This window comes from Pseudobutyrivibrio xylanivorans DSM 14809, from assembly GCF_900141825.1.
GTDB lineage: Bacteria > Bacillota > Clostridia > Lachnospirales > Lachnospiraceae > Pseudobutyrivibrio > Pseudobutyrivibrio xylanivorans.
In genome coordinates, this window is the sequence record NZ_FQYQ01000001.1 from 50,105 (window position 1) to 75,651 (window position 25,547).

General features: G+C 40.1%; 19 protein-coding genes. 12 read left to right on the top strand and 7 right to left on the bottom strand.

The features are described from left to right. Window positions 1–3 precede the first annotated feature (3 nt). From BUA88_RS00245 to hisS, 3 genes are read left to right on the top strand one after another with little or no spacing between them, the layout of a single operon-like run. The gene (locus BUA88_RS00245; RefSeq protein WP_072910848.1) at window positions 4–627 is read left to right on the top strand and encodes an MBL fold metallo-hydrolase; all 624 of its coding nucleotides are present in this window, start codon (window positions 4–6) and stop codon (window positions 625–627) included. A 12-nt stretch (window positions 628–639) separates the two neighbouring features. Continuing rightward, on the top strand, window positions 640–2,079 hold the full coding sequence (gene hemZ / locus BUA88_RS00250) for a coproporphyrinogen dehydrogenase HemZ (RefSeq protein WP_072910849.1): 1,440 nt from the start codon (window positions 640–642) through the stop codon (window positions 2,077–2,079). After that, on the top strand, window positions 2,070–3,329 hold the full coding sequence (gene hisS, locus BUA88_RS00255; RefSeq protein ID WP_072910850.1) for a histidine--tRNA ligase: 1,260 nt from the start codon (window positions 2,070–2,072) through the stop codon (window positions 3,327–3,329). Before hemZ ends, hisS begins: the two co-directional genes overlap by 10 nt. 129 nt (window positions 3,330–3,458) lie before the next feature. Here hisS and BUA88_RS00260 read toward each other — a convergent pair whose 3' ends face one another. Both BUA88_RS00260 and BUA88_RS00265 read right to left on the bottom strand, forming a co-directional pair. Continuing rightward, window positions 3,459–3,983: a flavin reductase gene (locus tag BUA88_RS00260; protein ID WP_072910852.1), complete on the bottom strand. Its 525-nt coding sequence runs from the start codon at window positions 3,981–3,983 to the stop codon at window positions 3,459–3,461. A gap of 17 nt (window positions 3,984–4,000) precedes the next feature. Further along, window positions 4,001–5,926 (bottom strand): EAL domain-containing protein, encoded by a 1,926-nt coding sequence (locus BUA88_RS00265; RefSeq protein ID WP_072910854.1) that lies wholly within the window; start codon window positions 5,924–5,926, stop codon window positions 4,001–4,003. A 189-nt stretch (window positions 5,927–6,115) separates the two neighbouring features. On the opposite strand from BUA88_RS00265, the gene BUA88_RS00270 reads away from it, so the two are divergent. The 9 genes from BUA88_RS00270 (at window position 6,116) to BUA88_RS00310 (ending at window position 20,016) form a co-directional block, all read left to right on the top strand. After that, window positions 6,116–7,180, top strand: a complete 1,065-nt coding sequence (locus BUA88_RS00270) for a branched-chain amino acid aminotransferase (protein WP_072910857.1) — start codon at window positions 6,116–6,118, stop codon at window positions 7,178–7,180. Continuing rightward, complete coding sequence (locus tag BUA88_RS00275; protein ID WP_083572329.1) at window positions 7,159–9,792, top strand: bifunctional diguanylate cyclase/phosphodiesterase; 2,634 nt, start codon at window positions 7,159–7,161, stop codon at window positions 9,790–9,792. Before BUA88_RS00270 ends, BUA88_RS00275 begins: the two co-directional genes overlap by 22 nt. Window positions 9,793–9,852: 60 nt before the next feature. Beyond that, window positions 9,853–11,118: a serine hydroxymethyltransferase gene (glyA, locus tag BUA88_RS00280; RefSeq protein ID WP_072910861.1), complete on the top strand. Its 1,266-nt coding sequence runs from the start codon at window positions 9,853–9,855 to the stop codon at window positions 11,116–11,118. 158 nt (window positions 11,119–11,276) lie between these two features. Next, window positions 11,277–13,622, top strand: coding sequence for a collagen binding domain-containing protein (locus BUA88_RS00285; RefSeq protein WP_072910864.1), 2,346 nt, complete (start codon window positions 11,277–11,279; stop codon window positions 13,620–13,622). Further along, window positions 13,609–14,196, top strand: coding sequence for a sortase (locus BUA88_RS00290; RefSeq protein ID WP_072910865.1), 588 nt, complete (start codon window positions 13,609–13,611; stop codon window positions 14,194–14,196). The genes BUA88_RS00285 and BUA88_RS00290 overlap by 14 nt, the downstream gene beginning before the upstream one ends. Window positions 14,197–14,448: 252 nt before the next feature. After that, entirely contained in the window at window positions 14,449–15,123 is a 675-nt protein-coding gene (hypB, locus tag BUA88_RS00295) for a hydrogenase nickel incorporation protein HypB (protein ID WP_072910866.1), read from the top strand. 68 nt (window positions 15,124–15,191) lie between these two features. Then, window positions 15,192–17,975, top strand: coding sequence for an FAD-dependent oxidoreductase (locus tag BUA88_RS00300; protein ID WP_072911722.1), 2,784 nt, complete (start codon window positions 15,192–15,194; stop codon window positions 17,973–17,975). A 177-nt stretch (window positions 17,976–18,152) separates the two neighbouring features. Continuing rightward, a complete protein-coding gene (locus tag BUA88_RS00305) occupies window positions 18,153–19,148 on the top strand; it encodes an alpha/beta hydrolase (protein WP_072910867.1) in 996 nt (331 codons plus the stop codon). 112 nt (window positions 19,149–19,260) lie between these two features. Continuing rightward, entirely contained in the window at window positions 19,261–20,016 is a 756-nt protein-coding gene (locus BUA88_RS00310) for a helix-turn-helix domain-containing protein (RefSeq protein ID WP_072910868.1), read from the top strand. Window positions 20,017–20,610: 594 nt separating this feature from the next. Here BUA88_RS00310 and BUA88_RS00315 read toward each other — a convergent pair. The 5 genes from BUA88_RS00315 to BUA88_RS00335 form a co-directional block, all read right to left on the bottom strand. Further along, a complete protein-coding gene (locus BUA88_RS00315) occupies window positions 20,611–21,213 on the bottom strand; it encodes a cytidylate kinase-like family protein (RefSeq protein ID WP_072910869.1) in 603 nt (200 codons plus the stop codon). A gap of 33 nt (window positions 21,214–21,246) precedes the next feature. Continuing rightward, complete coding sequence (locus tag BUA88_RS00320) at window positions 21,247–21,903, bottom strand: arginase family protein (RefSeq protein ID WP_072910870.1); 657 nt, start codon at window positions 21,901–21,903, stop codon at window positions 21,247–21,249. Between the two features lie 3 nt (window positions 21,904–21,906). Further along, complete coding sequence (locus BUA88_RS00325; RefSeq protein WP_072910873.1) at window positions 21,907–23,415, bottom strand: TrkH family potassium uptake protein; 1,509 nt, start codon at window positions 23,413–23,415, stop codon at window positions 21,907–21,909. Window positions 23,416–23,422: 7 nt separating this feature from the next. Beyond that, window positions 23,423–24,811, bottom strand: coding sequence for a Trk system potassium transporter TrkA (gene trkA, locus BUA88_RS00330; protein WP_072910876.1), 1,389 nt, complete (start codon window positions 24,809–24,811; stop codon window positions 23,423–23,425). 84 nt (window positions 24,812–24,895) lie between these two features. Then, window positions 24,896–25,396 (bottom strand): hypothetical protein, encoded by a 501-nt coding sequence (locus tag BUA88_RS00335; RefSeq protein ID WP_072910879.1) that lies wholly within the window; start codon window positions 25,394–25,396, stop codon window positions 24,896–24,898. Between the last annotated feature and the right edge of the window lie 151 nt (window positions 25,397–25,547).

A 25,547-nucleotide genomic window follows, 5' to 3' on the forward strand; every position in this document is an offset into this window, starting at 1 on the left:
TTAATGAAAGTTATGCATATTTTATTGCCAGTCTGCGCTATGAACTGCTATCTGGCAATCAATGAAGAGACAAAAGAATCAATTATTATAGATCCAGGCTCATCGCCTCAGCGTATCAAGGCAGGCATAGAGCAGTCTGGCACTACACCGGTTGCCATTATACTTACACATGGACATTTCGATCACGTAGGTGCAGCTGATGAAATCGCCGCGGAATACGGCATTAAGATTTACGCATACGAAGGCGAGCGAGAGACACTTGAGAATCCAAATATTAATCTTTCGGCAGACATGATTTTCCAGTCTACAGCTTATCATGCAGATGTTTACTTTAAGGATGAGCAGGAGGTTCAGCTGGCAGGTCTTACATTTAAATGTCTTGCTACACCAGGCCACACACCAGGTGGATGCTGTTTCTATTTTGCAAATGAGGGGATTGTATTTACTGGAGATACTCTTTTCTGTGGTTCTGTTGGACGCACGGATTTCCCAGGCGGCTCAATGTCACAGCTTGTAAACAGTATCAATGAGAAGCTTATGGTACTTCCAGGTGATACAATCTGTTATCCTGGTCACGAAAGTGCTACCACTATCGAGTTCGAGCGTAACAACAATATGTTTTTATAATAGGAATAATTAATGATATACATACAGTTAAACGAAGATAATTTTGAATATGATATATATTCACTTGTTAAAGCCTTCTATCCAAAGGAAGAGGTCAAGATTTCTACAGAGCCTGTCCCAGCGGATGCAGGGCTTCTTTTTTCGATGCAGGTAAACTATTCGGATGATGTTTTGACATTGGATGGACGAAAGATTGATATCGATTATTCTAATCGTCCAGACACAAAGAATCGTCTTAAGCTTGCAATCTATGAGAGCTTACATGAGCGTACTGGCAAGGATTTGCCTTGGGGTACACTTACAGGTATACGCCCTACAAAGATTTCCCTTGGAATGATAGAAGAAGGTGCCAGCGATTCTGATGTGACTGCATACATGAGACAGACATATCTTACTTCACAGGAAAAGATTGACCTTAGCCTTCAGGTATCTCATAAGGAGCATGAGCTTCTTTCAAGGATTGATTATGACAATGGTTATTCTGTTTATATTGGTATTCCATTCTGCCCTAGCACATGCCTTTATTGCTCATTCACTTCTTATCCAATAGGACTTTGGACAAAGAAGCTTGATGATTATATCGATGCACTAGAGAAGGAGATGGCTTTTACAGCAGAGTCTTGTAAGGACAAGAGTCTCACCACTATCTACATAGGTGGAGGAACACCTACATCCCTTGATGCAGAGCATTTAGAGAGGTTATTAACACTTGTTGATACATACTTCAACACGGCTGATTTACTTGAATATACCATCGAAGCAGGCAGACCAGATTCAATTACACTTGAGAAGCTTCAGGTGATGAAAAATCATCCTGTTACACGTATCTCCATCAACCCACAGACTATGAATCAAAAGACACTTGATTTGATAGGTCGCTTCCATAAGGTTGAGGATATCCACCGAGTATTTGGTTGGGCACGAGACCTTGGATTCAAGAATATCAATATGGATCTTATCCTTGGACTTCCAGGAGAGACCATTGAAGATGTGGCTTACACATTATCTGAGGTAGAAAAGCTGGCACCTGATAATCTTACCGTCCATTCGTTGGCTTTGAAGCATTCAGCTCGCCTTAATTATGATAAGGAAGCTTATGAGGATTATCTTATAGATAATTCCCAGAAGCATATGGATATCTGCCTTGATGCAGCTAAACGCATGGGCATGGCGCCATACTATTTATATCGCCAGAAAAATATGGCAGCTAATTTAGAGAACATAGGCTATTCTACTCCAGGAAATGAGGGATTATATAATATCTTGATAATGGAGGAGAAACAAACTATAATGGCACTTGGTTGCGGCACGGCCTGCAAGTTCGTTACAGACCATGGCAAGACTGTTACAAGATGCGAAAATGTCAAGGATGTCCAGCTTTACATGGACCGAATTGATGAAATGATAGAAAGAAAACGTGAAAGACTTAGAGAGGATTTGAAATGGCTTTAAACAAGAAACCAGTTAACGGAATGAAGGACATTCTTCCATACGAGATGGAAGTTCGCGATTATGTTACATCTATTATTAAGGATACATATCGTTCATTTGGATTTACACCAATTGAGACACCAGCTATGGAGTCTATTGGAAATCTTTCAAATAAGCAGGGTGGCGAGAACGAGAAGCTCATCTTCAAGGTAATGAAGAGAGGCGAGAAGCTTAATATCCCTGAGGCACAAACAGAAGATGATGTTGTGGATTTTGGTATGAGATATGACCTTACAGTTCCACTTTGCCGCTTCTATTCAAATCACGCTAATGAGCTTTCATCACCATTTAAGGCTCTTCAGATTGGTTCTGTTTGGAGAGCAGACAGACCACAGCGTGGACGTTACAGACAGTTTACACAGTGTGATATCGATATTCTTGGCGAGCCAAGTAACTTAGCAGAAATCGAGCTTATTCTTGCTACTACGACAACACTTGGTAGAATAGGATTTAAGAATTTCGAGATTCGTATCAACGAGCGCCGCATCTTAAAGGCTATGGCTGCTTATGCAGGATTTTCAGAAGAGGATTACGATTCAATCTTCATCACACTTGATAAGATGGATAAGATTGGACTTGATGGAGTATCAGCTGAGCTTCTTGAGGCTGGTTACGCTAAGGAGTCTATCGATAAATATGTTGAATTATTTGCGCTTCTTGAAGGTGTTAAGGATGTTGCTGCAGGTATGGATGTACTTCTTGGTAAGCTTGGTGAGTTCCTTGATGCAGAGGTTGCAGATTGGATGAGAGAGATTGCAGCAGCTGTTAATGCTACAAAGGAGGCTCAGTTTGAGCTTGTATTTGATCCTACACTTGTACGTGGTATGAGCTACTACACAGGCACAATCTTTGAGATTGCCATCCCTGAGTTCGGCGGCAGTTGCGGTGGAGGCGGACGTTACGACAAGATGATTGGAAACTTCACAGGCCAGAATACACCAGCCTGCGGTTTCTCAATCGGCTTCGAGCGTATCATCCTTCTTCTTATGGAGCAGGGCTTCAAGGTTCCTGGAGCAAACAAGAAGGTTGCTTACCTTGTAGAAAAGGGCTACCCAGCAGAAAAGCTTGCAGAGGTTATGTCTCAGGCTAAGGAAGCTCGTGCAAACGGACAGACAGTTCTTGTTGTTCGCATGAACAAGAACAAGAAGTTCCAGAAGGAACAGCTTACAAACGATGGATATGAAGAATTTGTAGAGTTCTTCAATCGTTAATCAAATGATATTATAGAAGAACACAAAAATGCCTCTTGTAGCTATCAAGCTCTGAGTGTTGCTCAGCGAAACATGTTAGTTGAGCAGAGCAATATCTCAGGCTTGAGAGTGTAACAGGAGGCTTTTATATTATCGAGCTCTAATATCTAATATCTCTCCAATATACATTGTGTGGAAATCATCCAAATGCTTTTCAGTATATTCTGTATCCAAAATCTTAGGGTCTAAGATTGTATTCTCAGTCATTGGCACTGCAGCAATTTTTCTGCAGAGGATAATAAAGTTTGCGTCATCAATGTATGGGCAATTCATGGCATGCTCAATTCCAACGCGACAGGCAGCCAGCTTATCCTCGTTACGTCCGCTTAGCTGATCAAGTACTTTCATAAGTCTCTCATTGTTTTTTTCGTTCATATCAAAGAAGCAGGCACTGAAATATTCACTGTCATCCAAAAGCTCTTTCGTGTATCTTGTATTTCGAAGGAAGGCAAATACTACATTTTTACCCCAAATATGACCAACACCACCATTGTGGGATGACATAGCATTGATTTTTCCATTGGCTTCAGCGACGATGGCAATGCCTTCATCTGCCACTTTTTGAATTGGGTTCCATTCGAGCATATCAATTGGATAAGGTTGAAATGTGTGCATAATAAGTCCTCGCTTTCTTATTGATACATATATTTAAGATTATTATTCTGAATAAATTTCAAAAATTCATGTTCTGGTAAAGGCTTTGAAAAGAAGAACCCTTGAATGTAGTCAACGCCAAGTGCTTTCATCGTGTCAAATTCTTCCTGAGTCTCAATACCTTCGGCAACAATCTTAATACCAATGGAATGAGCCATTTCTATAACGGCATTGACGATGGCCTTGGCCTTCTCACTATTTTTAAAGTATTCATCGGATAGAAGCTTATCCAGCTTAACTATTGATACTGGCATATCAATAATGTAATTAAGATTTGAACTTCCCGATCCAAAATCATCTAATGAGAAACAAAGCCCGTGCTCTTCCAGTTTTTTCATATTTTCGTGCAAGCGTTCTTTACTTCTAAGAGAACTGGTTTCTGTGATTTCTAAATTAATAATTTCCGGGTTAATCTGATAATCTTCCAATAGCTGTAAAATCTTTGTAGTAAAAGTAGGGCTTTCACCCTGTTTTACTGAAAGGTTAAGCTCTATATGCTGAATTCCAAGTCGCTCTACATGGTAGGACTTTATAAATGAAAGCGCACTCCTGTAAATAGCATCTGAAAGAGGAATGATTCGACCACTCGACTCAGCCACAGGAATGAATTCGTTTGGCTGTAGATAGGTTCCATCAATAAGCTTAATACGAACTAAGGCTTCAGCTGATGAGAACGTGTTGGTTGCTATATTGAAAATAGGCTGGTAGTGAACTTCTACTCGGTCATTTTCCATAGCCTCAATAACCAGCTTTTCTATATCCTTTTGTCTGCGGATATTTTTCATTGTCTCAGCTGTGACAACAACCTCATTGGTGGAAGAATTACCCTTATTTGTAGGAATATAGTTGGCTAATAACATCATCAGTTCATCTGCATCCTCAGAAATGGTGCAGTCTGGAATGATTGTATAAAAAGGTCTCAGAAGAGTAACAGCATTTCCCACATCAGAACTGTTTTCGACAGCCTGGAAATATGTGGAAATCTGATATTTAGTGCTCTCCAAAAAATCAGTATTTTCAAATATCAAAAGGAAGTAGCCTTCTGCAGTATCAAAAATTTTAGCTGTATCTATAGAGAATAAGAAATCTGAGAGCATTTCTATAGTTTGTCTCAGCAACTTGTTTTCATCAGAGGATTCTCCCGCTGTTTGGAAAGAAATTCGCATGGCGGAAAAATTCTGTTTAGTCTGATATAGATATTCCAAATACTCATGGATTACAGCTGAACTAAAATGACCGGTACGTCTTGATAGAGAACTCTGAGGATTTTCTAATTCAAAATACATAATCAGAGCACCAATACAAGATGCAAAGCTTACAATAAGCAGCTTAGGATTCAAAAACTGTATGATAGCTGAAATTGCCCAAACAGCCATCCATAAATACAGTGCATATATCTTTTTTTCTTTAAGATGATTCTTAAGTGTAGTTGCAGCTATGATAATAGAAAGAATATACACAGAAACAAAAAAATATGTGGCAATGGCTGCAGGTCCGTATGTATATAGGGTTTGACCATCATAGTAATAGTGCAGAGGTAGATATACTGTGATGATAACACCGATGATACAGAAAATCTGATAGCATACACCTAAGAATTTTTCGTTTGCAGACCCCAAATGTTCAAAGATATCTGAGATTGCGTATCCCAAAGCAGAGAATGCGACACAGTGAAGTGAAATCAAATATAGTTTGCAAATTGCTATTACTACGTATTCTTCATATCTTCGCGATTTAACAATAAAATAGCAGGATGCTATATCCAGAAGAACGCATCCTAAGATAATAAACAGAGTAAATTTGAATTTTCGCTCTGAGCTTAGCCCCATTGTTGGCTGTTTTATGTAAAAAAATAGGAGCATAGCAATAATGACCAGCCCACATACCTGTGTGTAAATATTCATAGTTTTGCCCCACTATCTAACCCTATTTGGATTATAGCATTAAAGGTCAGTTGTATTTGCAAAGAAACTATGAAAAAAATGTAAAAAGAAAGGGATAATTTAGCACACTAAAGTGTTGACGTATCGAAAAAAAAGTACGATAATAAATTTCAAGTTTAAATTGTGAGTAAATGTTATGGAGGCTTAAAGATGGAAATCAGATTTGAAAAACGTGAAAAATTGAAGGATAAGCCAGATTGGAGCAACCTCGGTTTCGGAAAGTACATGACAGATTACATGTTTATCTGTGACTGGGATAGAGAGATAGGTTGGCATGATGCAAGAATCGTCCCTGAGGGACCAATTGAGATGGACCCAGCCTGCATGACTCTTCATTATGCACAGGAGACATTTGAAGGATTAAAGGCATATCGCAGAGAGGATGGAAAGATTCAGCTTTTCAGACCTGAGATGAATGCTAAGAGAATGATTAATTCTAACGAGAGACTTTGCATGCCAGCATTCCCTGTTGAGGATTTTGTTGCAGCTGTAAAGGCACTTGTTAAAACAGAAGAAGCTTGGGTTCCAAAGGAGAAGGATACATCTCTTTATATCCGCCCATTCATGTTCGCTACAGAGGCAGCTCTTGGTGTACACATGGCTAAGTCATACAAGTTTATGATTCTTTGCTGTCCAGTAGGCGCATATTATGCTACAGGTCTTGACCCAGTTAAGATTTTAGTAGAAAATGAACTTGTTCGAGCAGTTGCAGGCGGTACTGGCTTTACAAAATGTGGTGGAAACTATGCTGGTTCTATCGCAGGTCAGGTTAAGGCAGAGAAGCTTGGATATTCTCAGGTACTTTGGCTTGATGGTAACGAGAGAAAGTACGTAGAAGAAGTTGGAACTATGAACATCATGTTCAAGATTGATGGTGAAATCTGGACAGCACCTACAGTAGGTACAGTACTTCCAGGTGTAACCAGAGATTCTATGATTCATCTTCTTAAGGATTGGGGATACAAGGTTAGAGAAGAACGCCTCGCAATTGATGATCTTATGAAGGCAGGCCACGATGGCAAGCTTGAGGAGGTCTTCGGTACAGGAACAGCAGCAGTCATTTCTCCAGTAGGAGAGCTCCGTTATAATGACGACGTTGTTGTAATAAATGGAGGTAAAACCGGTGAGCTTACACAGAAGCTTTACGATACCTTAACAGGCATTCAGTGGGGTAGATTACCGGATAATTACGGATGGACTCAACTAGTAGATTAATCAATGAATTAGAAGTAAATAATGATGACTTACAGTCTCTACAGGACTCATTCTGTAAAGCCAATGATATGTATATGATATGCATTGGCAGAAAGCATGGTCAGCTTACATCCTTCTCAGGTTCCAAGCCTGAGGAGGATTTTGTTGATGCTAATTTTCCAGAGAGTCTTCGAAAAGAGCTGATAGAATCCTTTGTGGATGGTGCACCAGAAAATATCGTGGATCGCGCTGGCACAGAGGATTATTTTTTATACAGAGGAGTGGCCTTTAGAGGAGAAAAGGATGAGGTAGTTGGTAAGTGGCTATGTTTTGCCGTTGATAAGGAAAAGGTGCCTGCAGGCATACAGCTTCCAGCCACACTTCGAACCACAACACCTGCTCAGCTTGATAAGGCTATTTCTTTGCTTGAAACTTTGTCAAAACATTACGTTGCGACGATTCTACGTAATGAGCAGCTTAAGAAAAAGCTTTCTCAGACTCAGAGTGAGGAAAAGGAAGTAGAGAATAAGCTTATTAAGAATGAAATGATGACAGAGATTTTGCGACTTATGGAGTCTGAAGATTCATTTACAAATGTTGCAAATGAGATTCTTTCATTCGCAGGAAAATATATAGAGTGTACCAATACCGCGCTGGTTCAGATGTCAGTGGACGGTGTTACAGCAGATATGATTTTGGAATGGAGCATGGGTGAAGACAAGCTTTCTCCTATATTCCATGGTGTTCCTGTGAAAGAATTGCCATTTATGAATGGTAAACCATATACCATTTCTAGTGATGCAGCTCTTCCAGATGCATTTGTGGATTTCTTTGGAAAGTACGCCATCAAAAGTGCGATTCTCCTTCCTATCAATGTGGATGAAGAGGCGGCTATGTACCTTTGCTTCCTTTCAATCAAGCAGGATAGACAGTGGACCGTTGACGAGATTCGCTTCTCCAACGACATTAAAAACATTCTTCATTCTATTTTAATTAAGAAGATTACTGCTAATTCACTTGCCGGTTCATACTCTGCATTGGAGTCAATTCTTCAGAATGCAGGCTATGGAGTAGTGGTTGTTGATTCAGAACAAAAGCAGATACTATATAAAAATGATACCTTTGGCGACATGTTCGATAATTCTATCGATTCAGTTGCTGTTGAAGAACTGATATTCAATGAGAACTACAGCCTTTCAGAGCTTAATGGCTATTCAGCAAACGGCTCAGGCAAATGGTTTGATATCAGTGTGGCTGATATCAGATGGGTGGATTCAAGAGAAGTTAGACTTATTACCTTCTACGATACTACCGATATCCGCAACTATCAGAAGAAGGCGGAAAAACAAGCTCAGACAGATACCCTTACAGGTTTATTTAACCGACAGGCTTGTGAGAAGGATATCGCAATGGAATATCACATTACCACAAAGCTTAATAAAGAGTTTGCCGTGTTGATGTTTGATATTGATAACTTCACTAATATGAATCAGGGCCTCGGCTATCGCATAGGTGATGATTTGCTTGAGTTTATCGCTCATAGCATTGATGAAATATCTTATGTTAAGGGAAAATGCTACCGTATCGGTGGCGATGAGTTTGCAGTTCTTGTAGACCATGAGAATATTAAGAACCTTGATATTATTACAAAGAGAATTATGAATCTCTTTGATAATCCTTGGGTTTTAGATGATAAGGAACATTATTGCACTATTAGTATGGGCGGATTAAAGGCACCAGGAAATATTACTGATGCTTCAGCTATTTTGACACGCCTTACAATTGCTCTCCATAGCACAAAAGATAAGAGTCGTAACAGCTTCCAATTCTATGACGAAGAGGCAGATGTTATTGTTGTGGAGAAACAGGAGCTTGAGGACGACCTTAAGAAGGCTGTAAAGCACGGTTGTAGAGAGTTCGTTGTTTACTATCAACCAATCATGGAATTTGTCGGAGGTGTGCCAAGCTGCTGTGGAGCAGAGGCATTGGTTCGCTGGGAATCGCCAGAACGTGGACTGGTAATGCCTTCTGGATTTATAAAAGAGGCAGAGGAACAGAATCTTATAGGAGACATAGGTCATTATGTGCTTTTGGAGGCAGCTAAATCCTGCAAGCACTGGAATGATTTTGGACATCCTGAATACAAGATTAATGTCAATATTTCTCCAGTTCAGCTGGTTCAGAAGGATTTCGTGGATAGATTAGACGCAGTACTTAAGCAGACTGCAATCAATCCTAAGAATTTAACACTTGAGATTGCTGATGATTTTGGACCAGGTGTACTTCCAAAGGCTGTAAAGGCACTTGATGCTGCACGAGCTCTCGGATGTAGAGTTGCACTTGATAATTTCGGAGCTGCAAATTCAGCATTAAATGATATTAAAGCTTTGCCAATTGACACAATTAAGATAGACAGAGCCTACGCAAAAGATATGCAGGGTGACACCTTTGCCCAATCATTTGTTAAGACTGTTTCTGAGCTTGCAAACTCAGTTGATGTTGATGTTTGCGTAGAGGGAGTGGAAGAGGATAAGCAGGTTACAATGATTGGTGATTATCCAATTAATCTTGTTCAGGGATTCTTCTTCGACAAGCCACTTTCAAAGGAGGAATTTGGCAAAAAGTATATTTAGGTGATTGCCGGCTTGCCGGTTCACATAGAACTATTTTAGAAGTAATAGAAAGGGAAAGTAATGTACACATTAAAGGACATCAAAAACACAGATCCAGAAATCGCAGAGGCAATTGTTAAGGAATTCAATCGCCAGTCAGAGCACATCGAGCTTATTGCTTCAGAAAACTGGGTATCTCCAGCTGTAATGTCAGCTATGGGCTCAGTTCTCACAAACAAATACGCAGAAGGTTACCCTGGAAAGCGTTATTATGGTGGATGCCAGGAAGTCGACGTTGTAGAAGAGCTTGCAAGAGAAAGAGCTAAAGAGCTTTTTGGTTGTGACTATGTTAATGTTCAGCCACACTCAGGTGCCCAGGCTAATATGGCAGTTCAGTTTGCCGTTCTTAAGCCAGGTGATACAGTTATGGGTATGAATCTTGATCATGGCGGACATCTTACTCATGGTTCACCAGCTAACTTCTCAGGAACATATTTCAATATTGTACCTTACGGCGTAAATGATGAAGGTGTTATCGATTATGATGATGTTGAGAGAATTGCAGTAGAGTGCAAGCCTAAGATGATTATTGCAGGTGCTTCAGCATACTGTCGCAAGATTGACTTCAAGCGTTTCAGAGAGATTTGTGATAAGGTTGGCGCTGTCCTTTTCGTAGATATGGCTCACATTGCAGGACTTGTTGCAGCAGGCGTTCATGAGAGCCCAATCCCTTATGCAGATATCGTTACTACAACTACACACAAGACTCTTCGTGGCCCTAGAGGTGGTATGATTATGGCTACAGCTGAGGCTAACGAGAAGTACAACTTTAATAAGGCTGTATTCCCAGGAATTCAGGGTGGACCACTTATGCATGTACTTGCAGGTAAGGCTGTATGCTTCAAGGAAGCTTTAGACCCATCATTCAAGGAATATGGTCAGCAGATTGTAAAGAATGCCCAGGCACTTTGCAAAGGCTTACAGGATAGAGGAATTAAGATTGTTTCTGATGGAACAGATAATCACCTTATGCTTATCGATCTTACTCCATTTGAGCTTACAGGAAAAGTTGTAGAGAAGCTTCTTGATGATGCTCACATTACAGCAAACAAGAATACTATTCCAAATGATCCAAAGTCACCATTCGTTACATCTGGTATTCGTCTTGGTACTCCAGCAGCTACAACACGTGGTCTTAAGGAGGATGATTTCGACAAGGTAGCAGAGGCTATCGCTGTTGTAATCAAGGAGCAGGAAGCTGGTGTTGAGAAGGCTCGTGCTATTATTAAAGAGCTTACTGACAAGTATCCACTTCCAGGAGAGGCTGAATTTAAGGTTGAGGTATAATACACAACTGTGGCATAATACTCAAATTATCGCAAAAATCACAAATTATACATAAATTCTGTGATAGTTATTGACTTTAACACTAATCTGTACTAACTTTTTCTTAGAGAAAATGCAATCGACATGCTGGGGAGCATAAAAGGAAAGGGTTTAGTATTATGAAAAAATGTGTTTTTGGCCTTTTTTTAGGGTTGATTGTTTTGTTTACAGCAATCAGCCCTATTTTTATTTCTCATGCAGAAGAACTTGAGAATGGGGCACAGGAAAATGTGGTTAAAAGTGTTACTTTCTTGGCAGATGGAAAGCCTGTATCAAATGGTGACACAATATCATTAGAGGAAGAATTTCAGGTAGAGTACAGGCTGGCATCGCCACTCTATATGAATTATTCAGAAGAAGATAAAGAAGATGGTCATGTGTACTTATCTGAGGGAGATGTTATAGATCTTCCTGAAATAATGAGTACAGGTTTTGATTTATCTGGAATTGAAGATTTTGATGTTAAGTTGGATGATGGTTCAACCTTTGGTACAGTTAGCGTTTCTGAAGATGGAGCTGTCAAACTTACCATTACTTATTCAGAAAATAAAAATGTTAATGACGTTGTATTTGGTATAAATATCGGATTAGACACTACAGTTGTAGGCGAGGAAAGACAGTATACTTTCCAGCTTCCAGGTATTAATCCTACTACAGTTACAGTGAATATTGATGATAATGATCCAGAAGATCCTACACCAACAGACCCAGTGGATGTGACTACTCTCACAAAGGATGGCGGCGTATTTAACGAAGATGGTGTTGCAAGCTGGGAGATTAATCTTACTAACAATGGTTCAGAGCTGACAGACGTTGTTCTTTACGATTTCTTTAGCACAGACAAGAGAACAGATTATGATCTTCTTACTGACACTGTTGTGGTTAAGGATGAGAATGGAAATACACTTACAGAAGGTGTAGATTATAAGCTTATCTACGAGAAGGGAAAGACAGGCAAATCTACAGGAAATCAGCAGTACAGCTGGAAGTTTGATTTTGGCATTGTTCCTGCGGATAAGAAATATTCGGTTTCATATGACACAAAGATAAATGATTTTGAGAACTATGTTTTAAATAATCATAATGCACCTGTAAACACTGCATGGGCAGAATACAATTATGTTAAGGCTGATGGTGATGAGCCTCAGTTTGTTCAGGGGATTGGTGTAAAGAAGCAGGGTACAGGTAAGGATATTAAAACAAATGCTGTTATAGAGAAGTACGTTTTTTCAGTTGATCCTACAAAGCATCAGATTAGATGGAAAGTAGATGTTAATAAAAACTGGAAAGAAATTACAAATGCATCTATAACTGAGAGAATCTGTGACGGTCAGAAGCTAGTTTCCATTAATGGTCTCCAAATCTATGATAAAAAGTGGAAAACTGTTGTAGCTGATGTCCAGCCAGTAAAGCTTTCAGACAACGAATATCGTCTTGATTTTGGCGATTTATTAAATGGTAATAGAGCTAATTTTTATGTAATCACTGAGTTTACTGAGGAAGAAATTCCTGTTTGGGAGCAGGATAATAACAAGCTTTATCAGAACAAAGTTATTCTTAACTGTGACCGGCACGATAATTTAGCATTTACTGCATATGCAAGATGCAAGTGGTCTAGCTCAATTCTTGTAAAGAATGGAAAGGTTGATAAAGCCACAAAGAGAATTGATTATACAGTAGAAATCAATGGTGGCAAGCAGACTCTTCCAGAAAAGATGGAGATAAAGGATACTTTAGGCAAAAATCTAAGCTTTGATCCAGAGTCAGTAAGGCTTTATATTGGGCAGCTTGATGATACTAAGCGTGTTGTTTCCACTGGAATACTTGAGGAGGGCTATTCTGTAGTTATTTCCAAGGATGGTGATAATGAAGTTCTTACCATTAAGTTACCAGAGAAACAGGATAATAAGAGTGCTTATGTTCTCACATACTCAGCAACTCCTACAGAGATAATTGCTGATGGTGATTATTCAAACGAGGTGCAGCTTTTAGGATATGGCAGTGAGGAAATTGAGACTGCCAAGACAGAATTATCATTTAGGAATTTTTACGGTGGATGGGCAGAGGATCCTACAAAACCTAATAAGCCAGGCGAGGAGGTGCCAACACCTACTCCAGAGCCAACACCTACTCCAGAGCCAACAGTTACTCCTACACCTTCACCAACATCAGAACCATCATCTAGTTCATCATCTTCATCTAACCCTTCATCAGGTTCAGGTTCGAACTCAGGTTATAGCCCAGATGTAGTTGGTTATGGCGAAACAGTGATTTCTATTGGTTCAAGCAACCTTGATGGCACTACTATAGCAGATGATAATGTACCGCTTGCTGGTAGTCCTGTGCTTGCGAAGACAGGTGGTTTCATAGGTACACTTAGGAGCTATGGCGCAGGAATAATTTGTTTGATTGTCGGACTTGTGATTGTTTTTGGTGGAAGAAAAAAGTCAGATGATGATGAATAAATCCTTTGTAAAACTAATCACTGGAATTATATTTATTTCTATCGGATGTGGCCTTATTCTTATGTCATTATTGTTTAATGTGAGGCAGCATCTGGCTCAGGATAAATTGATTTCAGAGTTTAAAGAGAGTGTGTCTAATGAGGTATCCATTTCGGAACCTACATTGGAAAATCCGGCATTTGAGGGTGATGTTTTATACAACCTTAGAATTCCGGCGATTGATTCTGAAAATCCAGTTCGTGAAGGAGTCAGCAAGGGTGTTCTTGCTGACTCTCTTGGTCACGAGCCAGGCACTGCATATATAGGTGAGCAGGGAAATTGTGTCATAGCAGGACATAGGAACTATACCTTTGGCAAATTCTTTAACAGACTTGATGAAGTGGCTGTTGGCGACTATATATACGTAGATACGAGAAGTGGCAGCTATACATATGTTGTTAAGGAAATTAAGATAGTGGAGCCTACGGAGAAATCGATTTTGAGTCCTACTGAAGAGACGAGATTAACTCTTTATACATGTACTCCAATTTATGTTGCGACACATCGACTTGTTATCATCGCAGAACCGATTTGACATATTACACAGTTTTTTCATACACATATTGTATACTATTCCTATATTGAATAGATGCATTCCAAAAGATAATACACACGTGTGTATTTATGGCGCTTTGTACTAGAATTTATACGGGATAAAAGATACAAACCTAATTGACAATTTTTTATCAATTAGGTTATATTTATAGTCAGAGGAAACTCTAATTACTCGCTATAGTTTACTTAAAAGTGGTTTATTACACACCAAATTGATTGCGTGGAGGAATAAATGGAAGACTACAAAGTAATAGAAGTTAAGCAAAGCATCTTTGAAGATAATGATGCTGATGCTGAGAAGCTTAGGGGCGAGCTAAAGGCTCAGAAGACATTTTTAGTTAATCTTATGTCTGCTCCTGGCTCAGGCAAGACCACCACATTATGCCAGACGATTTCACGTCTCAAGGACGAGATGCAAATTGGTGTAATGGAGGCTGATATTGATTCTGATGTGGATGCTGCCACTATTCAAAAAGCTGGCGCTCGTGCAATTCAGATACATACAGGAGGCATGTGCCATCTCGATGCTGATATGACTCGTCAGGGACTTAGAGAGTTCGGCACAGAGGAGCTAGACCTTGTCTTCCTGGAAAACGTTGGAAATTTGGTTTGTCCTGCAGAATTCGATACCGGTTCATTGAAGAATGCAATGATTCTCTCAGTTCCAGAGGGAGACGACAAACCACTTAAGTACCCGCTGATGTTTTCAGTATGTGATGTGGTGCTTATCAACAAATGTGACACCCTTCCGGTGTTCACTGAGTTCTCAAAAGAGGCTGTAGAAGAAAGAATACACAAGTTAAATCCAAATGCAAAAGTCATATTTGTTTCGGCAAAAACTGGCGATGGCTTTGATGAATGGGTTGACTGGTTGAGGGGCCAAGTGAATTCTTTCGTTAATGAATAGTCTTTTTGAGGTTGAGTATAAATAATTTTGTAAGGTTATGATTAAAGGAGGAAATAACTAATATGGGTATGGGACCAGACCGTTTAGGAGATTTTTATCCAGATTGGGTAAATGAGTTAAAAGATGAAGACCTTCGTCCAGAGATTCTTCAGCTTGGTAAGGTAATTACAGATCGTGCAAAAATTAAGCTTGGTCTTCAGAAGATTACAAAGTACGATCCAGAGTACTGGGCAGTTGCAAATCTTGCTCCTACAAAGGAGATTGCAGAGCTTGCACTTCAGATGGGTGGCATTAGAAAGCCTAAGACATTCCAGCAGATGCTTGAAATCACAGGTCTTGATGAGAAGACTCTTGAGGAGCGTCTTGAGCAGGCTAGCTACACAGGACTTTTAGAGTGGAACTACGAGAACGAAGCTCACGAGAAGCAGTGGGTACTTCCAATGTTCGTTCCAGGTTCTGCTGAGTTTTCTAACATGAATCAGGATTTCCTTGCTGAGCATCCTGAGATGGGACGCTTCTTCGAGCGTATGAGCCGTCTTCCACTTGAGGGACTTACACACATGGTACCACCAGGAGGCGCTGGTATCGGTATGCACGTTATCCCAGTTGAGGAAGCTATCGGAATGGAGCAGGAAGCAATCAACCTTGAGAAGATTTCTTACTGGCTCGATAAGTACGAAGGAAAGTATGCTAAGTCACCTTGCTCATGCCGTCTTTCTAGACAGACATATGACGAGGGCTGCGCAGATGATCCTGAAGGCTGGTGTATCGCTGTTGGTGATATGGCTGACTACGTTGTTGAGACAAATAAGGGTGGCGTTTATATCACTAAGGAAGAAGCACTTGCTATCTTCAAGCAGGCTGAGGAGAACGGTTTCGTTCACCAGATTACTAATATCGATGGCGAGAACAAGATTTTCGCTATCTGTAACTGTAATGTAAATGTATGTTATGCACTTCGTACATCACAGCTTTTCAACACACCTAATATGTCGCGTTCAGCATATGTAGCTCACGTTACAGCTGAGGACTGTGTTGCTTGTGGTAAGTGTGTTGAGTCATGTCCAGCAGGTGCTGTTAAGCTTGGTCAGAAGCTCTGCAAGGCTGATGGTTCACAGGTTCAGTATCCAAAGCACGTTCTTCCTACAGAGAAGAAGTGGTCTACAGACGAGTGGGATGACGATTACAGAGACAACAATAGAATTAACTGCTATGAGACAGGTACAGCTCCATGTAAGACAGCTTGCCCAGCTCATATTGCTATCCAGGGTTACCTTCGTATGGCAGCTCAGGGACGCTACAAGGAAGCTCTTGCTCTTATTAAGCAGGACAATCCACTTCCAGCTATCTGCGGTCGTGTATGTAACAGACGTTGTGAGGCTGCTTGCACAAGAGGTACAGTTGATGAGGCTATCGCAATCGATGAGGTTAAGCGTTTCTTAGCAGAGATGGATCTCAAGGCAGAGACACGTTATGTTCCTAAGAAGATTGTTCCTTCACAGAAGGGCGAATTCGAAGAGAAGATTGCTATTATAGGTGCAGGTCCTGCAGGTCTTTCATGTGCTTACTACTTAGCACTTAAGGGCTACAAGCCAACAATCTTCGAGAAGAGCAAATATCCAGGTGGTATGCTTCGCTATGGTATTCCATCATTCGTACTTGAGAACAACGTTATCGACGCTGAAATCGAAATCATCAAGGAGCTTGGTGTAGAGATTAAGTGTGGCGTTGAGGTTGGTAAGGACATCACTCTTGATGAGTTACGTAGCCAGGGTTACAAGGCATTCTACGTTGCTATCGGTTGCCAGGGTGGTAATCGTCCAAACGTACCAGGTGATGACGCAATCGGTACAGCTACAGCTGTTGATTTCCTTCACGAGTGCTCAGAGAACGAGAAGTACGATATCAAGGGTGACCTTGTTGTTATCGGTGGTGGTAATGTTGCTATCGACGTTGCTCGTTCTGCAAGACGTGTTGGTAATGAAAAGGTTTCTATGTTCTGTCTTGAGAGCAGAGACATTATGCCAGCTTCTCCAGAGGAAATCGAAATCGTAGAGGCTGAAGGCGTTGAGCTTAACTGCGGTTGGGGTCCTAAGGAGGTTCTTGTTGATGAGGCAGGAGCTGTTAAGGGAATTGTTCTCAAGAAGTGTACACGTGTTAAGGATGAGACAGGTCGTTTCTCTCCACAGTACGATGAGAATGATACAATAACAGTAGAGTGTAAGCACGTTATCTTCTCAGTAGGACAGCGTAGTGTATACGGAGACCTCTTCAAGGGTTCTAAGGTTGTTATCGAGCGTGGTCCTAAGGCTGATGCTCTTACATACCAGACAGACGAGCCAGATATCTTTGTTGGTGGTGATATGTACACAGGACCTAAGTTCGCTATCGATGCAATTGCAGCAGGTCGCGAGGGTGCAATCTCAATCCACAGATTTGTTCAGCCACATAGCTCACTTACAATCGGACGTAATCGTCGTGATTTCATCGAGCTTAACAAGGATGATCTTCGTATTGACGATTATGATCACAGCCCACGTCAGATTCCAGGCGTATCTAAGACTACTGTTGACGGAGAGCTTACATTCCGTGATAAGACTGTAGAGCTTACAGAGGAGCAGATTAAGGTTGAGACAGCTAGATGTCTTAAGTGTGGTGCTTCTGTTGTTGATGAGAATAAGTGTATCGGTTGTGGTGTATGTACAACCAAGTGCGAATTCGACGCTATCAAGCTTTACAGAGAACATCCAGAGTGCTCTAAGATGACTCCTTCAGAGGATAAGCTTAAGTATGTGCTTCCATATGGATTAAAGCAGCGTATAAAAGTTACCTTCAAGGGTGGTCGTAAATAAAGCGTAAATAGAAATATAAATAATACGTAACACAGCGTAGATAATTGTGGTAAAATAAAGCCTATCAAGTAGCTATCAGGCTCTTAGTGTTACTCAAGCGAAGCTTTCTTTAGCTGAGCGGGGTAATATCTAAGGCTTGAGAGCGTAACTTGGTAGGCTTATTTTGGAGGAGTAATAATGCATTTTTATTTATTTGCTGAAGGGTTTACGCAGGCTGTTCGTACTATAATACTGGTATATTTTATTCTTACATTCGTATTTACGGTTTACTCCGTGGCACGAATGTATTATTTTGAGCATATAGGAAACGATGTTAAGGGTGGCAGAGCTCGCATGAAGGAGCTTCAGGCAGGTGGAAGATTTATTCAGATGCCAGTATATTCCATGGAGGAAATGGCAGAGGATAAGCATAAAAGAGATGTAAGGCTTATGTATTTTCCGGCTGATGAGCCAAGGGATAAAAGGTTTGCAATGGTTCTTCCAGGAGGTGGCTATGCTCACGTATGCCTAAAGGAAGAAGGCTATCCAGTTGCAGCAGAGTTAAATAAAAAGGGAATTAATGCTTTTGTGTTAGATTATAGGGCGGGAAGAGATTGTGAGCCATTTGCTCCAATGGAGGATTTGGGAAATGCCCTTCGTCTTATTCAGGAAAAAGCAGAGATGTTTAATGTTTCCCTTGATAATTACGCTTTAATTGGTTTTTCAGCAGGTGGCAATCTTGCTGGAATCTTTTCCAGTCATAAGTATGGCTATTTGGACTACCAGCTTCCAAAACCAGGAACTGTCATTTTAGGCTATCCTTGGACTTGTGTGAACGATTGGCTACACCATCCATATTGGAATATCTGGATTGGTCTACTTGGAATATGGCTTAGCAACAGAGGCAGCTTTTACATGTTTGGCTTACGTCACATCAGAAAAGGCCGCACTATGTTAGATGTTCAAAAATACATCGAGGCAGATTACCCACCAGTATTTATGTATTCAGGCTCCTGGGATGTTTTAGTGCCTGCTAGCCGCCACGCAGATGTATTTGATGCTGCTCTTACCACAAACGGCGTAAAGCACGTTTATGAGAAGTATTTCGGCGTTCCACACGGCATCGGCCTTGGCATCCACACAAAGGCTGAGGGCTGGCTAGATAGAGCAGTAGAGTTCTGGGAAAAAAACTAAATTCTATTTTTCATAGAGTCTGATTCTACATGGATTCTAGCTTACATAGGTACAATTCTTACGTTTTTTCATATAACCTTAAGGTGTAACAGTTAGAACGTCAGGAGGTCACATGTTAGATTTAACGAAGACAGGTTCATTTATTTCTGAGATGAGAAAGGACAAGGGGCTTACTCAAAAGCAGCTTGCAGATTTGGTAGGTGTTAGTGATAAAGCAGTTTCCAGATGGGAAACAGGCAAAGGCTTGCCAGATACCAGCATAATGCCTGAACTATGTAAGGCTCTTGATACTAATATAAATGAACTATTGTCTGGTGAACGCCTGAACCCTGAAGCTTATAGCGGAAAGGCGGAAGAGATTATGGTTGATTTAGTGAAAGATGTTCAGAATAACAATAAAGCTAGAAAACTAGAACTATTAGGTTTGATACTGGGATTGATGCTCTTGTTAATAGGTTTATTTGGAATAATGATAGTGGGTGGCAGTGAGGTGGTATATTTTATTGATGCACCATCTTTTGTTATGGTGCTAGCAATTCAGTTAATTATACTTGCAGCTGGTGGCCAGATTGGAAGTTTTGTTAAGGCATTTAAGCTTGTTTTTAGAAGTAAAAGTCTTGCTGAAAGTGAGCTTATGGAAAATGTGGCTAAATGTGAATATGCAATAAAAATCGCACAAAAGGCTGCACTACTTGGCGGGGTAATTTCTAGCATTATAGGATTTGTTACAGTATTTGCCATTGTATGGCGCAAGGCATATGATGTCCTTGGCCCAAACATGGCAGTAGCAGTATTGTCACTTTTCTATGGTGTGTTAATTGCGCTACTTCTGATACCAATCCAGGGCAGGTTACATAATATGCAGTAAAATAGGGATTTAGCATAGGAACTTAGTTTATTGCTAAGTTCCTTTTTCTTCATCTAGCTTGTTACATTGTATATGGCCTTGGCTCTAGTCAAGAGCAAGCCCTGCGGGGACTCTGTCCTCTTGACTAGGTGCCCGCAGCCATATAAAAAGTAATCAAGCCGGCTGAAGAAAGCGGTCTGTGGCGTTGCCACAGTGCATATCAAAGATAAAAAAATGCACAAATATATCAACTATGCATCCCTAGATAGACAAAATCATTTACGGGATGCACGGAAATTGTTTTCATTTTAGAAAAATGCATCCTAAATGAGAATTTCTAACTTTTGGGATGTATTGGTAAATTTTAAATGCATCCCCAATAAGTGAACTATACATTCAGGTTGCATTAGTAGGCATCCCAAAATCATAAAACATACTTCTGGGATGCATAATACAAAAATTATATCGAAAATTATGCATCCCAAAGGGTTGAAACTGACATTTAGGATGCATAGTTTAGTAAAATCCCTGTTTTAGTAGGATATGATATTTCTAGCAGGTTGAAACCAAAAAGAGACTCAGCCATAAGCTAAGTCTCTTCAACAAAATCAATATTTATTCTGGAAATGCTCCTGCAAGTTCGCAGATTGTCTTTACACACATTTCCTCTCCAAGTGTTCCGCTGTCTAAGATAACATCATATTCGCGGAAGTCACCCCAGTTTTTATCAGTATAGTATTTGTAATAAGTCTTGCGCTGCTTGTCTTTTTTAGCAAGACGCTTTTCAATGCTGACATTTTCGATATTTTCATATCTATCTAGAACACGTTTCTTTCTATGTTCCATATCTGCGTGAATCATTACGTTCATGCAACGAATGCCTTCTTTTCGAAGAATATAGTCAGCACAGCGTCCTACGATTACACAAGGACCTTTGCTGGCGCAATCAAGAATGACTTTCTTCTGAGCTATAAAAATCTCATCCTGTGGGCTCTGGAAATACATTGTACCAGCTGCAGAAATATCAAACCACATTGCTGTTGAGGAAGTATATTCACCTTGAGTTTCGATAAGCTCTTTGGCGTAGCCGCTTTCTACAGCAACTCGATTTACAATTTCCCCATCATAGAAAGGAATATTCAATTGCTTTGCAACAGCCTCCCCAATGCTATGACCACCGCTGCCAAATTCTCTAGATATAGTAATTACTGGATACATAGTGGTTCCCTCCAATCAATTTTCTTATCCCTATTATAAAATATTTTCGGATAAAAAGTCAAAAAGAGTTACATTTGTCAGATTATTGATTTTTCCGCCAACTGCGGCGTTTTCTCCTGAATCTCCGCATATATCCACACCAATTATTTCATGATTTGCACACAACTGGTCAAGCATTTCCAACATAGTGGATAGTTTCATATCACCCTGATCCCAGTCGGTGATGGCATCATCCGTACACAGAACGTCCTTATCTATGGAAATATATATAGGTAAATCCTTTGAAATCTGCTCAATAGGTACTTCTTTACCCACACCATAGGTATAAACCTGCTTGAGGTGCGGAAGGCTCTCCAGGGCCTCTAAAACCCATCCTCCGCAGGAGGTAATCATGCCAAAGCTTGGAGGTTGATTGTCTGGATGATGATCAAACAGAACCAGGTTGAAATCCTCCTGTATTTTTGTAATCCATAGTAGGCTCAGATAGTGATAGTTTCCGGAATCAATAAAGTGAATTCCATCAGCGCCAAAAGGCACAAGCCTATCTATCAGGACTTCCTTGGCAAGGTCGTCCAGATAGCAGCGTGTGCCTTCTATTGATTTGCAATCTAAAATGCAACAATCTTCAATTTTTTCGTAGAATGACTGATAATCATAAGCTTCAGTCATCTTCATCAATACGGTGTTCATATTTTATTTGAAATCGTCGTTTAGTATCTTTCCTGCATGCTTTAGTTCTTTTACTTTACGCTTTGTAAACAAATCCTGCCAGATAGTAGGATGGAAGAGCATAAGTATTGGGAAGAGCTCAAGTCGTCCTGCCAACATATCAAGGATTAATATAATCTTAGATAAATCCGTATAGAATGCGAAGTTTCTTGTAGGTCCTACCAGGCTAAGACCAGGTCCGATGTTACTAAGGCAGGCAATTACCGAAGTAAATACAGTTGAAAAATCAATATTTTCAAAGGAAAGCACAAATACGCTGACAAAGAATACTAACATAAATGTACCGAAGAAAACGTTGTTTGAACGAACTGTATCGTGAGTAACTGGTTTGCCATCCATAAGAGTTTTTCGGATGCTACGTGGATGAATATAGCTGATAAGCTCTTTGTGTACAGCCTTTCCCATAAGAACAAAACGGGAAACCTTAATACCTCCACCTGTTGAACCAGCACAGGCTCCAATGAACATTAGAAGCACTAAAACACAACGGCTTGTCTGTGGCCACATATCAAAGTCTGTAGTTGAAAAACCAGTAGATGACTGGATAGAGGTAACCTGAAAGGCTGCCTTAGTAAGTGCATCGAAAAGTCCAGCACTACAGCTTAGTGTGTTTAATGTGATTATAAAAATAGAGATAGCTGTAAGGAGTGCATACATTCTAACCTCTTCCATACGGAAGGCATCTCTTGCGTGATGGAACAATACGTAGTAGTAGAAGTTGAAATTTACACCGAATACAAACATGAAAATGGCAACTATCCACTGACATGCCACATTAAATCCACCGATACTGCTTGAGTAAATACCAAATCCTCCAGTACCTGCTGTGGCGATACCTGTATTGATAGCCTCAAATGGAGTCATTCCTGCGATAAGAAGAAGGATGATTTCTAAGGCACATAAACCTAAATAAATAAAGTAGAGCATCTGGGCTGTGTTTTTAAGCTTTGGTACAAGCTTTCCAACAGATGGACCAGGTGACTCAGCCTTCATAAGATTGAACTGTGAGCCCTCACCGCCGGCAAGAGGGATGATAGTAAGAAGGAATACTAACACTCCCATACCACCTACAAGGTGAGTGAAGCTTCGCCAAAACAGAGAAGCATGTGAAAGTGCCTCAACATTATCTAATATTGATGCTCCAGTAGTGGTAAAACCTGAAACTGTCTCGAAGACTGCGTCAACAAAATGAGGAATCTCGTTTGTGAGCCAAAGTGGAATGGCGCCAATGACTGATAATATAACCCAGGAAGCTCCAGTGCAGAAGAATCCCTCTTTAAGGTAGAAGGAAACCTCTTTTGGTTTAATCCTACTGTTGATAATACCGAGGATGAGACAAGGTACCGCTACTACTGCGTAATCTACCCAGACACTCTCGTGATATATAAGTGCTACGAAAATTGGTAGCATCAAAAATATTCCCATGAATCCTACTACGTAAAGTAGGATAAAACGAATGACGGAATTATTCATGCATTATTTACCTCAATGTATCTAATATAGTTCCAAAGCCGGTGTGTGTGGTAACAACCATGACTGTATCTCCCACCTCGATAGTGTCGGAACCGCTTGGGATAATGATTTTACCGTTACGATTAATAAAGGCAATTAAGACATTATCTTTAAACTGTAAAACTGAGAATGGAACGCCAGTAGCATTTGATTTCTCAGTAATGTTAAACTCGATGGCCTCTACCTTTCTATCAAACATATGATAGAGTGTGAGGATATCATCACCATCGCCAGATGCACTCTTGGCACGTACATAGGCGATGATTGATTCAGCTGTAATATGGCGTGGATATACCACAGAACCAAGGTTAAGCTGAGACAATACATTATCAAAACTAATGCGGTTGACTTTTGTTACAACCTTAGCATTGCTAACCTGATTTGCATAAAGTGTAAGAAGAACGTTCTCTTCATCGATTCCTGTAAGAGGAACAAAACTCTCTACGTACTCGATGCCTTCTTCACGAAGTAAAGCTTCATCACCACCATCACCATTGATAATGGTAGCCTTTGGAAGTGCAACTGAAAGCTCCTCGCAACGCTCCTTATTTCGCTCGATAATGCGTACATTAATTCGAGCCTGAAGCAGAAGATTTGCAAGGTAATAAGAAGCCTTTCCACCGCCAACGATAAGACAGTCCTTAACCTGACGAGTCTTGAAGCCGATTTCATTTAAGAAGGTACGGGCAAAACGACGTGCACCTACGGCACTGACAATATCGTTAGCCTGAAGTGTGAAATCACCAGTAGGGATAACTATTTCAGAACCACGCTTAACAGCAGTAACAAGTACCTTACTTGAAATGTTAGAACTTAAGTCTTTAACTTTAAGACCATCGAGAACATTTCCTTCTTCAATTTTAAACTCAACCATTTCAGCCTGACCGTGAGCAAATGAAGAAACCTCGAGCGTAGAAGGAAGAGATAAGATTGATGAAATCTCTTTTGCAGCTTCTAACTCAGGGTTAATAATCATTACAAGACCAAGCTTTTCCTGAAGGTATGAAATTTCCTTTGAGTAGTCTGGGTTTCTAACTCTGGCGATAGAAGCGCAATCACCTACCTGCTTTGCAATTGTACAGCAGAGAAGATTAAGCTCATCAGAGTTAGTAACAGCGATGATAAGATCAGCATCCTTAATACCTGCTTCCAACTGTGTGCTGTAGCTGGCACCGTTTCCTTGGATGCCCATGATATCGTAAAGATTTGTAAGATTATCTATTCTTTCCTGTTTCTGATCGATAACAACAATGTCATGACCTTCTTTTGAGAGTCTATCAACTAGGGTGCGTCCAACTTTACCGCATCCTACAATAATTATTTTCAGTCCTCTTTTTTGAGACGAACTAAATAGCATTTTAAAAATTGCCTCCAAAATAATATTAGGAGATTACAAAATCTCCCATATGATAATTTAATCCATATGGGGCAAAAGTTCAAGTTAAATCCTTACGTCTACGCGGCGCGTAATCCTTTGTGCAGCGCTATATAAATCGTTAAGATATTTGGAATCTTTATCAAAAAACTTGGAGAACTTTTCCTTCTTATAGAGTTTTGACGCAGTTTCATATACAGAAAGAGAGCCGTCTTTACCTACAGTTATTCCTATTTTTTTCAAGTCGGAAGCATATTCTGTATTTAGATTCTTAATCTTGGATACTGCATTTTTTACGGAAGAGCTGTTTCCTGCATAGTTTGTTCCAGAATCAAGTGTATTATTTACAGCATCGGAAAATGCCTTAAGCTTTTCCTGAATCTCCGCCGCGGTACCATCTTCGAACTTGTAGTCCTGCAGTCTTCTTACAGCATTTCGAAGGGCACTTGCATCAGCAAATGAAAGTGTGCCGGCACTGGCATCTTTTCGGGTGGAACCTTTTACAAGTGCTGAATACTGTCCATAATATATTCTTAGTGAAAGAGAGTTGGTAACGCTAATACTCATACGAAACTCCTGAAATCTAACATAGTTACATATTTCTATATACGTTATCGGATATAAAAAATTATTTATTAATATTAACTGTTGAAGAAAAAGGGAAAAGCATATATTATATAGGAAATTTAAATATCAATTTTAATTTCAAAGGAGCGAC